The following is a 13,408-nucleotide window of genomic DNA, read 5'->3' as shown; positions in this document are numbered from 1 at the left end:
GCACCCATTCTGCCACATGAAGGCCGTCGGAGGGGCGTCCATCCCATCAGAGCCCCGGACACACCGACAAGCGATGGCGCGGATGGGTTTTGGAGCAAAGATCCAAGTCAGATCTGATGCGCCAGCAATTGTTGCGCGTCGCTTACGGGCATGGGGCGGCCCAGGAAGTAGCCCTGGACTTCCGTACAGCCCTCGGCTCGCAATCGCTCAAGCTGTTCGATAGTCTCAACGCCCTCTGCCGTTGTCGAGATGCCAAGGCTGGTACCCATGCCGACAACAGCGCTGACGATGGCCGCATCGCCGGAACTATTGACGATCTCGCGCACGAAGGACTGGTCGATCTTGATCTTGTCGAATGGGAACGAGCGGAGATAGGACAGCGAGGAATAACCGGTGCCGAAATCATCCATCGAGATACGGACGCCAAGGGCCCGGAGCTGGTGCAGCATCGCAACATTGGCTTCGCTGTCATGCAGCAATACGGACTCGGTAATTTCGAGTTCGAGACGCCCCGGCGATATGCCGGACATGGCCAGGGCTGTATTCACGACATTGGCGAGTTTCTGACCCTTGAACTGCACTGCCGAGATATTGACGGCGACGCGCGTGTCGTCCGGCCATCTGGCCGCGTCGCGGCAGGCCTGTTGCAGCACCCATTCGCCGATCGGAACGATGAGACCGATATCCTCTGCCAGAGGAATGAACTCGATTGGCGGCACCATGCCCCGCTCGGGATGGTGCCAGCGCAACAGCGCTTCAAAGCCGTTGATCCTGCCGGTTTCGATCGAGACAAAGGGCTGATAGTGAAGGGCAAACTCGCCCGCGACCAGAGCCCTGCGCAATTCGACTTCAAGCGCGCGGCGGGCCTTCACCCGCGCGTCCATCTCCGGCTGGAAATAGCGGAAAGTGCCACGGCCTTCATCCTTTGCCCGGTAGAGAGCCATATCGGCATTCTTGAGAAGCGTGTCGGCGCTATCGCCGTCAGTAGGCACAAGGGCGATCCCGATCGAGGCGCCGATCACCATCATATGGCCATTTATGTCATAGGGCTGGGACAGCACTGAAATCAGACGATCCGAAAGCGCGCCGGCATCGCCGGGCTCGGCAAGATCGCGCTGGATAACGGCAAATTCATCACCACCAAGGCGGGCGACGAGATCATTGTCGCGCAGGGCTCCGCGGAGGCGTTCACTCACCTGTTGCAGCAGCTTGTCGCCGATGGGGTGGCCAAGCGTATCGTTCACGTCCTTGAAATAGTCGAGATCGATGCAAAGGATCGCTGCCGGCTGGTTGTGGCGTTCGAAGTGGCGCAGGGTGCGGCGCAGTTCGTCGAGGAAGAGCACCCGGTTCGGCAGTGCCGTCAGCGCGTCGTGATGCGCCATGAAGCTGATGCGTGCTTCCGTTTGGCGCTGTTCGGTGACATCGACAACCACCGCCAGACGCGCCGGCTGTCCCTTATAATCAACCTGGCGGGAATAGGCTCGGACCTCGATGATGGAGCCATCGGCCTTGATATGCTTCCAGATATCGCCTGTGTCCGTCGGGATTGATGGCTGAGCCAAAATCTGGCGCGCACGTTCCCTTTCCTCAGGTGGCTGAATGTCCAACAGGCCCATGGAAAGGAAATGGTCGCGGCCATAGCCATAATGCTCGACGGCGGCTACGTTGACATCCCGCATCTGCATGGTTTCGGGATTATAGACGAACATCGGGAGCGGGCTGTCCTGGAACAGCAGGCGGAAGGATTCTTCCCGATTCCGGATTTCGGTGACGTCGACCAGACTGACTGAGACCAGATCCTCCATGGCGGAAGCGTGCATCGAAAAGTATCGTACACCGCGATGCGATGAGGGATAGGGGAACTCGAAATCAACGGCGACCTTGGTTCGCGACGCCTCAACCAGTTGAACTATGACCCCTGTGCTGCGCAGATGCGGAAAGAGGTCCGTGAGACGCTGCCAGCGCAATTCATCGATCGATTGCCGAACGAGATCGGCGGCACCCTGATTGAGCGCCACGAGCCGGAAATCATCGACAATGCCTTCCCGGCTGCGCACCGGCGTCAGCGCCATGAGACCATTCGTGGTCGAAGCGAAGATCGCGTCTACGAGGCTGTATTTTTTCAGGCGCGGGCAGACGTAGGCGAGAAGTAGCGAACCGCCCCAGCGGCTCGATAGCGGAAAGATGACCAGGTCATGGGCGCGGACATAACCGCTGTGCTCGGGATAGGCGACGAGATGAATGGGCTGCTTCTGACGCAACGCATCCTGCATGCCTTCGAGAAGGAGATGGGCACAACCGGGCTGCAACGCATCGACAGTGCGTCCTGAGGCTTCCTCGCCGATCCATTCCTCAAAAGCGGGACCGGCATGTGCAAAGACGAAGGTGCCATCCGATAGGGCGCGAACAAGTGCCGTATGATTGCCCGCGCGTCCGATGCGGCCCAGAACGGCTTCATCGTAAAGCGGCAAGTGGCTTGCTCTCTTCGCGGTGCGCCAGTTCCTGTAAAGGACATGCAGGTCAAGCCTGGCATTTTCACCGCGAAGAAACCCCTCAATGCCTCTGTTCCTGATAGCGGCGCCCGCGGGTTGAAGGTCGACTGGTGCAATTAAGGCGGATTGCGGTATCATAATCTCCTGCCACGAAGGTAATCTGCTGGAATCATGCGCCGGAACCTACACCGCCAATTGTTTTCAGCGCGTTTATGAGTTCGTCATAAATTTGTCGCATGCGAGCGAGCTTTGCTGCAAAATTTTCATTTCTCCAGAGCCAGGTTTGGATCAGCGCTCCCATGTCCGGGGGGTATCGGTGCCAAACCGCACTGTTGCATTGGCGCCAAAACGATGGCCGCTTTTATTCTTGCCGATCAGGCCATTATAGAATGCGCCAAACTCTAGACTATCGGAGCGCGAGAACAACAATTGCGCGCTGAGTGCGGCGCTGTCGCGACCGACATCGGAACCGGCGGTTTCAAATGGCAGGCCGGAATTGAAGGATAAATAGCGCACCCGGCTATATTCATGAAATGCCCGGTTCCACTCCACGGCAAAGCGCGTGTCGAGGCGGAAATTATTATTGAGATCGAAGCGCTTGTTGATGCGCAGGCCAGCCATGCCAAGTGCATTGTCGGCGGTCTGTGATGGCCCGCTCAACGCAGCATCTCCAAGACCATATTCCGCAAAACCATCGAAACGGCTGCGAAGATAGCTCACGCCCAGATATGGTTCGACCTGAAAACCGGCCAGGCCGATATTATAGCCCGCTTCGGCAAAAATCTGTCCTGTCCATGCATTATAGTCGCTTTGCAAAGAACCATTCAAGGCGGACAAGGTGATCCCGCGCCGGGTGTCGATTGCATGGTGCTGATAGGTAGCGCCTCCGCGCAGCCCGAAATCACCATATTGCCAGCCGGAATAGATGCCTGCGCCAAATGAGCGTATATCGGCGCTGCTTGCCCGCCCCGATATTTTCAGCGTGTTCTGCTCATATATTCCGGCAAATCCGAGCGCAAAGCCATCTGTAATCGCCCGGTCGAAACCTCCGGTAATGCTATAACCTGTAAGCTCGCTTTTTGCGGACAGTGTATCGCCATCATAGGTATGTGTTGAGCCGCTCGCGGCCAGCCAGCTTCGCCATGGCTGAAATCCGCCAAGGCTCGCGACGGCCGCATGATTGGCATTCTCAAGAAGGTTCATCCTGAACAGGTTGCCCTGATCGGGAATAGTGCCAATCAATGTCGCATGAATTTCGCCCGAAAGCTGATCAAAGCCATCCATCGCCTGCGGCCGCGAGCTGCTGATGATCGCGCGATAAACAGATGCGGATTGCTCCATGCTCTCTATAGCGGCGGCGACGGAACGCTGGTTTCGCGTCTCGGCGACCGCCTCGAAACGCACATCATTGCGATCAAGTGTGATCGCGGTGCCGGGCGTGTTCAGACGCGGATCAACAAAGGCAAAGTCATGGGCCACAGCGGAAGAGAAGCCGGAACCGGAAAAAGTCGCGCCGGAAACGATCTCATAGGTTTCGCCTATCGCATAAAGGAAATCGTCGGCACGCGTGATTGCCAGCATGCCATTTTGCAGTTCCACATCATTGGCAATCAGCTGGCCATAGCCGAGCACGAGACTCATTCTGGATGTGTCGTTCAGAACCGCCTTGTTCTGCACATTCAGAACCGTTCGACCAAGATTGATGTCGCCTGCGCTGGTCAATGAGCCAAGTGATAGGTGCTGCGTTGACAACAGGCTGGTGTCGAGCGCGCCCTTCTGGTCGATGTGAAGCGACGCGCTTGCGCCATCCGCCTGATCCTGAAACCGTATTACACCGCCTTCGCTGGTCAATATGGTCGCCGATCCGGCCGAGCTTCTGTCGCTGAAGGTCAGATCGCCCGCATTGACGATCATGCTGGCATCAGCGCCCGATTGCTCGCGAAATGCCAAAGCTGCACCTGCATTATTGATCAGCCGTGCGTCCCGGGCGTGGCTTTCACCGAAAAAACTGACGGAACCATTATTGGTAATCGTTGCATCTGCGGCATTTGATGTTCCGCTGAATGCAATCGAGCCGGTCTGGTTATTGATGATTGCCGTCTGCCCGGCGGTGGCAGCGTCGGTAAATTCAAGCCCACCGCTATTATTGACCATGGCGTTTGCGCTGGAACTGTCGCCTGAAAAGCTGATCCGGCCCGTTTGATTATTTTCGATCTGGTTGTTTTGCGCGCTGCTTTGGCCATTGAAGCGAATCTGGCCATTATTATAAATATTACGCCGCCCGGCCTGTGCCCGATCGTTGAAATCAATCTGGCCGGTCGCATTATTGGTGATCAACGCATTGTCAGCGCTGGAATGGCCATTGAATGTGGCGGTGCCATTATTGGTGATGACTGCATCGCCCGCCGACGCTCCATCGTTGAATAGGAGCACGCCCGCGCCATTATTGGTGATGCGGGCATCTGCGGCGGTGGCGTTCTGGTTGAATGACAGACGGGCGTCGGCATTATTGGTAATGAAGGCGGAAGCGGCGGTCGATTGATCATGAAAATCCGTCGCACCGCCGGTATTATTGATTATGGCCGCCGAGGATGCCGTGCTGTCATCTCTGAACTGGATCTGTTCGCCGCTATTATTGGTAATCTGCGCATCGCCTGCCGATTGGGTGCCGGAATAAACCATGGTTCTGGTGTCAAGATCGCTTTCCAGAATTTGAAATGGCGCGGGCTCTGCTGAATGTGCCAGCCGGTCCGTCCGCAGATCGCCTGCGCGTATCTGGAATGGCTCGGCACCTTGTGCCTTTCCACTATCGAGAGCTATCCAGCCGGTCGCAATCCCTGCATAAAGAACCACACCGCAGCTTAAACGGGCAGAAGCTTTCCACATATTGTTCTGTCTGCTTCTTATGCGCATGTCGAGCCCTCACGGATCAGAAAATCCGTCATCCTGAAAACGGCGCTTCGAGCGGCTCCAGTCTGAACACAATCCTCGAAACCGCCTTATCTGTTTGTTTTACGTATTATTCCAGACAAAAGCGCTTCACGCTTTTGAGGGAAATGTTCTAGTTTTCCCCCATCAATTCCCTGACCACCGCCAGCCCACGGATACCTTCCCGGTCACCGGATGCGGCCAGAGCTTCATAGACGATACGGGAATCGTTGAGCCGGTTGAGCCTGAGATAGGCCGCCGCCTGCAATCCCATCAGGTCCTTGCGTGGAGCCGCAAGTTGCGAGCGCTGCTCCAGCAACAATAATGTCTCGCGGAAATTGCCGCCCTCATATGCCGCAAGAGCACGATCAGACAGGATTGCAACCCGCAATTCCTTCTGCCGTTGTTTGCTCAAGGGTGCCTTGATCGAAGCTGCGGCAGCCTGATCGAGCAGTCCGAGCCTCAGATAGGCAAGAGCCTGTCCATAAGCTGCGTCGGAGCGTTCGGCCGAAGTTCCACTGGCAAGAGCGGATTCAAAACTCTTCACAGCTTCCACCGGTCTGTTGCGGTCCATCTGACACCAGCCAAGCGCGACGGCGCTGCCGCCGGTCGGCAAGGGGCCTGCAAGGGGCTGCTGGCAATCGCGGATATTGGCTGTCGACGTTTTGCGGGCGCTTGCCGGAGTGGCACGGCGTCTTGCGGCCTCCGCGACCGTGTGTTTTGTTGCAGAAGCCGATTGGGCGGGCCGCGCCGCCGCTTTTTCCGGGACAGCCGAAGCAATCGCCGGATTGCTGTGTCGAGCGCGCTCCGTCCCGACATCCGCTATGCGCTGTGAATGCCCGGACCATGTATTTTTAAGACTGGCGAGTGCCGCCTGATCCTCGGCCAGATGAAGGCTCAGAGCCAAGCCATAGGCGGCAGGCTCATTGGACTTCTCCCACGCCAAAGCCGTCTGGAACCACTGCATGGCGGACGCATGCTGCCCCACTGAACGCGCATACCAGCCCAGTTGCTGCGCGGTATCGGCATTTTTGGCCGCTATAGTCGCAGCCGCAATGCGCGTCATTACATTCTGGGGAATATTGGCAGGCATTTTGATCGGAGGATCGGAAGCCAGCAAATTGGTAGCCGCGGAAAAATACAGTGAAGCTGCTTCTGGCGACTGCTCGCGCCAGGGATACATGACATTTTCAGCCTGCTCATATTGAGCCTGGCTGCTGAACACCAGTGCCAGCCCCTGCGCGATGGTGGGGCTATCATCCTTTTCCTGCGCCCGGAGCAGCCAGTTTTCGGCGGGCTTCATATCATTGCGGCGCAAGTAGTACCATCCGAGCATCTCTGCGTCTGATGCGAGTTTTTGTTGCTCTGCAAGCGCCTCCACAGTGGAAAGATAGTGCGGATCGAGCTTGATTTCAGGATCGCCAGCGGCCAAAGCCAGAAAATGGCGGGCAATATCGGCAGCTTGCGGCGCGAATTCTTCCTTGCCGTCCGTGCCGTTTTTCTGATGTGCCAGAACCTCCTGAGCCTCGTTATAAGGCAGGTTCGCAAGCGCTTTCTGGATCGTTGCCAGACGTTCTTCCTGAACCGTGCAGTTGTCCAGAATATAGATATAACCATCGCGCGCGCGATCGGTTTTTCCAAGTTTCGCAAATGCTTCAGACAGCCGCCACAAGACATCGACTTCCCCGCAGACCAGCAATTCCGGCGCTTCTGCGGCGAGGCTTACCACCATGTCATATTGCTTGTTGTCGGATGCATTGACCAGCCGCTGGCGTTTTTCTGCGTGTTCAAGTTTCTGAAGCAGTTCTGCTGGTGCTTCCCATGCAGCATCTTCTACCTTGCGCGACGCGATAAGCCTGCGCAGCTCAGCATATCGCCCTTCCCCATAAAGAGCCCAAAGCTCATCGAGCTTTTCGTCACGGTTGTCCGCCGGCGCCAAAGGATCATCGGGAGGAGTCCAATTGGGATAAAGTGTCTTGAGGCGCTTGATTTCTGCCTGGAATCTTGCCGTATCGCCTTGGGAAGCGAAATAGCGCAGGGCGCTTTCGTCGACTTGCGGAGCCGTCGCTGGCTGATCGCCCGCCTGTGCGGCACGAAAGATGCCTTTGATCAGCGTTTCCGATTTTGACGCGTCTGTATCGGAAAAGGCGAATTTGCCGTCAGCGACGCCATCCACGCCGTCTCGCCAGAAAAAGATGCCGACCAATGCAATGATTGCCAGAACAAATGCCGTGAACAGCTTTTTCATAAGCACTCCGGATGATTTTGGCGTGCAAAGGACAACGCTAGAAGATGCAGGGTAGAGGGGTAATAGGATGTGGGTGCGAAAGTGCTCAAGGCCGGGGAAAGCCGCGTTCCCGACTGGATGCAGTCAGCAAGTTCGGGGATGACCTTGTAACCCGCATCGCTCAATGAGGCCGTGCTCTTTCCGCTCGACAGCTTGACCAGTTCCACATCGCCATCCGCACCCCGCATGGCTTTTGCCAGCTGCTGCGTTATAACGTCTTTTCCTGATCCCGCCCGCACGAGATAAAGCACGATGCGTAGACTGTTATAGCCGAATTCGTCGGGGAAACCCGACGCAGGCTGCGGCTTGCCCTCAATGCTTGTCCAGTCGGCGGGCAAGCCCTTGCTGCCAAAACGCGCCTCGCCAAGAAGTTCGACACCGTCCTTCCCCAGCTTCTCCCATAGTGTCGAAGGATAAAGCTGGTTGAGCACCGGCAGCGCCTCAAAAATCCAGTAGGAAAGATTTACGATGGGACCATCGGAGCGCTCTTCGGGCGAAAATCCACGCATGGCCGGAAGCAGGATAGTCTGGCCATTATGCTCGATAACCTGCTTTTTCAGGATGGAACCGGCGATCGTGGCAGCCTTGTCCCAGTAAATCTCATTCTGCCATTTGTGTGCCGCCAATGCCAGCGCATAGGCGATCAATATATCGCCGTCGGACGCATTGTTGGTGTCGGTTATATGCGGGCGCGCGATCGGATCCCACTTCCATGCGGCCAGCCCGTCGCGGCGGATGAGCAGTTCGGTTTCGGTAAATCGCCAGATGAGTTCAAAATCTGCCCGCCGATCGGCCAGCACCGCCAGCAACAATCCGTATCCTTGCCCCTCGCTATGACTGATATTGCCGTTGGCATCATCAATGATGCGACCATTTTCGGAAAGAAACCTTCCGGCATAGGCGGACCATTCGCTCGCGCTGATTGTCGGGGCTTGCAGGCTCATGATCTGGTCAGGACTGTCATTTGCCACCGCCTTGTGCCCCATGCAGAACAGGAGGATCGTCAGGATGCGCAGAATGCAAACCGGGAACATGCGATTTATCATCATTCCTCACCCTCTCGTCTCCCGGAATGAGCAAGCAGGGCCGAAGTGGAAAGCTCCAGCAGAACAAGGGCAATCACCACGGCGATCACATAGAACAGGCCATTTTTAGAAAACCAGTTGGTTGCAACAAGCCGCAAATTCTCAAATGAAAGGGAGTGCAGGGCCATATAGGTGATCTTTGTCGCCGGAACGACTTCCGCCGCCTGCGCATTGTCATCAAAGGCGCTCAGGCGTCCGTCCAGCCGCCCCCAATTGGCCTCCCGGACCAGCATTTCCACGGATTTTCGTAAACCAACGGTATCTTTTGCAGTCACGACCGTCCAGACACGTTCCTTGTCCGGGTCCATTCCCTGAGCGGTAACAAGGGACGTGGCCAAAGGTGGATTGAAGGGACTATCGCTGTCGGGCGACAGGATGAAACCGGACCCCGACAGATTGAAAGTCTCGCCCATTCTTTGAAAGAAACCCTGCAGGCGGGCATACCAGCCGGTCTGGAATTGCGCCTGCCAGTCATTGAGCGTGTAACTGTGATTGCGCTCGACATTATCGTCCACATCGTCGCCGCTCCAGGTGCTGCGTGATTGCGGATCGATGCCTGCCTGGGTAAGAATTGCGGGGTCCATGTGAGAAATCGCGTCGATGAACAGCGCATGGCCGTTGCGCAGATCATCGCGCGTATCGCCGGACTTCAATTTCAGCGGGTGCCCGGAGGAAACCGCCAGCCGGGCTATGACATTTGCAGCAGCCGAAAGCACGTTGGTGTCATTCATATCGGCAAAAACAGTGGTTTCATTCGCTGATGTGGCGTAGGGATAACCCATTCCCGCCGTGGCGGAGAGATCGGGCGCCTGATCCAGTCGTGCAAAGGACGGCATCACGAATTTCGACGTGTCAAACAGCGCGAAGCGCGGCGTGTTCGAGGATATGCCCCCGACGATACAGCTCTTGTCGGCATCCGTCATCAAAACAGCTTCAAGCGAAATCGTGTTGAGGCCGGGCCGGAAATGGTTCATCGTAACCTTGATCGGCAATTGCTTCATCACGCCGCCGCCCTCATTGGTGATCGGCACCGTGGTGGCAATATCGCCATTGACATAAATATCGATATGGCTGCCGGGCAGGACTTCGGGGGAATAGGCCGCGTCCAGCAGAATGGTCGCCGAGCCATAGGCTTCGGCATAGAAATCCGCTGGAATGCCGATGGTAAACTGTTCGCGCAGCCGTCTTCCGCTAAATTGCTGCGTATTGACGCCTAATTCCGCAAATGGCAGCGAAGTGGCGTCATAGAGTATTTTCGCATTCGGCAATTGCCAGTTACGCGTATGGATGGTCGTGCGCTGCCCATCGTCAGCCCCTTCGACCTGCGCAACCAGACGCTGGATATTCTGCTCGACTTCCCTTGCGTTTATGCCGCCGATCAGCAGAAACCGCTCACCGGTTTCCTGATTGGAAACAAATCGGATCGGACCGGCATCCGCTTCGCTCGGGGCAATACGTAAATCGTTGAAGGCGCTTGCCAGTTGCGTATCCGTACCGATCAGAACCGTCAATTCACCCGAACGCACACCGTCCTGATGGATCAGGGTCGGATGCAGCGTCTTCTCGATGGCAAAGATCTGGTTGGGCATGTTGCTCATCAGCGCCAGAGCCTGCGATAATTTCAGCAGGCTGATACCGCTGTCGCCACTTCCCGCTCCCGGCGCGACCAGATTGAAATGCGTGCTTCCTTTTTCATTGACGCCAATTGCCTGAATATCCTCCTTCGTCAGGAATCCATGCTTCCTGATGGAAGCGCCTGAAGGCAGGTCAAAAGTGAGATAGGATTTCGCAGGATCGATATTCGTCCAGAGTTCGTAAGTGGATTCAATCGTGCAATCCGTACGGTGGCGTTGCTGGACGCTGATGGTGAGTGTATTGGCGCCGCTTCTGAGAAGCCCTTGCGGCACATCTATATGTAATTCCCCCAGATCACCTGTCGCCCTGATCGCTTGCTTGACCAGTTCGACATTATTCAGGCTGACTGTGAAGCTCGACGTTTCCGGCGCAACAAGTATGGCGCTCTGATAGCCAAGATTAAGCTGGGCCGGGGCGCTGGCTTCCTCTGCGGTCAGGTTGATAGTCCAGCTATGGCGGTCTGCTTCGCCTTGCAGGGTTAGAAGGTCGAAAGGAATAATATAACGCCGCCAGGGCCGGATATTATTGCTGGACGCTGTTGTGCCTCCTCCTTCGATAGCAGGAATGCTTATTGAAGGACGCGGAGCCGCCGGTGCTGTTACCGCGCCCCCTTCGGGAGACATATCGAAAGGAGCAGCCGAAGATGACCCGCTTTGCGCAAAAGCGGGGGAGAACGGATGGAGCGCGCAGATACAGGCTGCAAGAAGGCCGGAACGGAAGCGTTTTTGTGCAGGGCTGATCATGCCTCGCTTCCTTCCTTGACGATTTGGGCCTCACCCGGCACGGCGGATTTACCCGGAGCCTCGGAAAGCCTGTCCACCGTCTTCGTCAGGCCGAAGAAATAGGACAGTCCTCTGCCAGTCTGATAAAACGACAGGCCCAGGAACCATAAAGTCGCGCGAATGACGCCGGGATCGGTGCGGCGCTTTTTCTGGATTTCACTCCAGCGGGCTGAATTTGCAAAATTGAGGTCCGCGATCAGCCGTTGGTGTCCGGCATTTTTCGGCTTGTAGAGACAGCCGAACGAAATGAGATCGCCATCCCGCTCGATATTGCGCACTTCAACAGGTAACTCACCGCTTTCCTGACCGGAATGGGTGATAAATCGGACAAAAATCCCGCTGCCGACCGTGGGAGCAGAAATATCGTTCGCATAGATCGTGATCCGCATTCCATTTGCGGAAACGTCATCGATCGTCGACTGGCCCCATTCCTCGCCGACCTTCACCTCGCAGCGGCGGGTCACTTTCACGCGGACGCTGGAGGATTTTTCTCCGCGTTCCGAGACGACGCCGAGCGCGCAGCCGGCAAGCACGAGATTGAGAAGTGTCCAGCCGCTCACCACAAGCAGCACGTCTATCTTATAGGGTTCGGTATAAATACGGTAACCGGCAACGATGAGGGCAATAATCAGCAGGAAGAATATTATGAAGAATGGCCGGGCAATCTCGGACAGGCGGCTGACCAGAATGCTTTCGTCCTTGGCGGTGACATTGAAAGTCGGCTTGCGCGGGTTGGCGATCACCGAAATGATCGCAGGCAGCAGATGCACTGACTGCACATATTCATACAGTTCGGAAATCCACGGCCAGCGATAATTGCCATAAAGATAGTTTTGCAGCATCAGATTTACGCATAGATAAATCAAGGTATAGGCCATGAACTCGCCGCCGGAAGCGACAAATATCTGAAGATCGAAAAACAGATAAAACAGTGGCGCGATAAGGAAGGTCATACGCGCGAAGGGAAAGAGCCAGAAAAGGGTGGACGACATATAGCAAAGCCGCTGCGGCAGCGAGAGGCCGGGAAGCAGCGGCGGAAAACGGAAGCGCAGAATTTGCATCATGCCCTGTGCCCAGCGGCTGCGTTGTCCGATGAAACTCGCAAATGTCGTGGGTTGCAGCCCGGCGATCAGTGGACGGTCAATATAAAGACTGTCCCATCCGCGCGCATGTAGATTGACGGCGGTTTCGCAGTCTTCGGTAATGCTGACGCCGCTGAAGCCATCCGTTACAAGCAGCGCTTCGCGTCGAAGCAGCGCAGCAGAGCCGCAGAAGAAAGCCGCATTCCACTTGTCCAGCCCGCGCTGAATCATGCTGTAGAACATTTCGTTCTCGCTGGGCATCAGATTGAAGGTGCGCAGATTGCGCTCCACGGGATCGGGATTGATGAAGAAATGCGGCGTCTGGACCAGAAACAGTTTGCTGTTCTCGTTGAAATAACCAACCGTTTCGGTCAAAAAATTGCGGGCGGGCGCATGGTCCGCATCGAAAACAGCAACGAGCTGTCCCGTGGAATGCGCAAGGCCATTGTTCAGATTGCCTGCCTTGGCGCGTTCATTGCGCGCGCGCGTGAGATAATGTACCCCGAAATCAGCGCATAGGGCTTGCAGTTCCTTGCGGCGAGCAATCGCTTTTTTGCTTTCCAGCAGATTGGCGGAATCGCATTTCTGGTCGGTGCCGCCGTCATCCAGCAGCCAGATATTCAGCTTATCCGTCGGATAATCCATGTTGACGGCAGCAGCAAGCGTATTGGCAAGCAATTCCTTGTCTTCATTATAGGTGGGAATGAAGACATCGACCGTAGGCATGTCATCAGGGGATAAGGCGACGGCGGGAGGCGAAGTGCGTGGAAAAGAAACCACGAACATGGACAGCGCCAGCATCATCACGCTGTAGATTTCAGCGAGATAAAGCATGATGCCGGGAATGAAGTTATGTAGCTGATTGATGGGGGGAAGCGTCTGGGACGTGCGCCAGTAGACATAACGCAGCACGATTGCAGTGCCGAGCGCCAATACGACGAGACGCCATTTTCCGCCGACACGAAAATGCTTGAGTACGGCAACGAGGACGAGAAGGCTCACGCCCAAAATGAGTTGCGTGGACAGGCTGATCGGCATGAAGGTGACCAGAAGCACACATGCCGCAGAGAGAAGCCAGCAGACGAAAACCCCAAGCCTAGCCATCTGTCTGATCCAT

General features: G+C 56.1%; 6 protein-coding genes. All 6 read right to left on the bottom strand.

The features are described 5' to 3' along the window. Positions 1–107: 107 nt before the first annotated feature. A complete protein-coding gene (locus tag DKP76_RS12370) occupies positions 108–2,471 on the bottom strand; it encodes a putative bifunctional diguanylate cyclase/phosphodiesterase (RefSeq protein ID WP_158279441.1) in 2,364 nt (787 codons plus the stop codon). A 309-nt stretch (positions 2,472–2,780) separates the two neighbouring features. After that, positions 2,781–5,378 (bottom strand): autotransporter outer membrane beta-barrel domain-containing protein, encoded by a 2,598-nt coding sequence (locus tag DKP76_RS12365; protein ID WP_158279440.1) that lies wholly within the window; start codon positions 5,376–5,378, stop codon positions 2,781–2,783. Between the two features lie 175 nt (positions 5,379–5,553). Further along, on the bottom strand, positions 5,554–7,668 hold the full coding sequence (locus tag DKP76_RS12360) for a cellulose synthase (protein ID WP_109707071.1): 2,115 nt from the start codon (positions 7,666–7,668) through the stop codon (positions 5,554–5,556). Beyond that, entirely contained in the window at positions 7,665–8,756 is a 1,092-nt protein-coding gene (locus tag DKP76_RS12355; RefSeq protein WP_109707070.1) for a family 8 glycosyl hydrolase, read from the bottom strand. Before DKP76_RS12355 ends, DKP76_RS12360 begins: the two co-directional genes overlap by 4 nt. Further along, the gene (locus DKP76_RS12350; protein ID WP_109707068.1) at positions 8,753–11,170 is read right to left on the bottom strand and encodes a cellulose biosynthesis cyclic di-GMP-binding regulatory protein BcsB; all 2,418 of its coding nucleotides are present in this window, start codon (positions 11,168–11,170) and stop codon (positions 8,753–8,755) included. The genes DKP76_RS12355 and DKP76_RS12350 overlap by 4 nt, the downstream gene beginning before the upstream one ends. Continuing rightward, positions 11,167–13,395 carry a UDP-forming cellulose synthase catalytic subunit gene (gene bcsA / locus DKP76_RS12345; protein WP_109707066.1) on the bottom strand — a complete coding sequence of 743 codons (2,229 nt, stop codon included), beginning with the start codon at positions 13,393–13,395 and terminating at the stop codon, positions 11,167–11,169. The genes DKP76_RS12350 and bcsA overlap by 4 nt, the downstream gene beginning before the upstream one ends. Positions 13,396–13,408: the final 13 nt, after the last annotated feature.

This window comes from Falsochrobactrum shanghaiense, assembly GCF_003149535.1.
GTDB classification, from domain to species: domain Bacteria; phylum Pseudomonadota; class Alphaproteobacteria; order Rhizobiales; family Rhizobiaceae; genus Brucella; species Brucella shanghaiense.
Note: the sequence above shows the minus strand (reverse complement) of the source record. Positions and strands in the feature narration are given on the sequence as shown.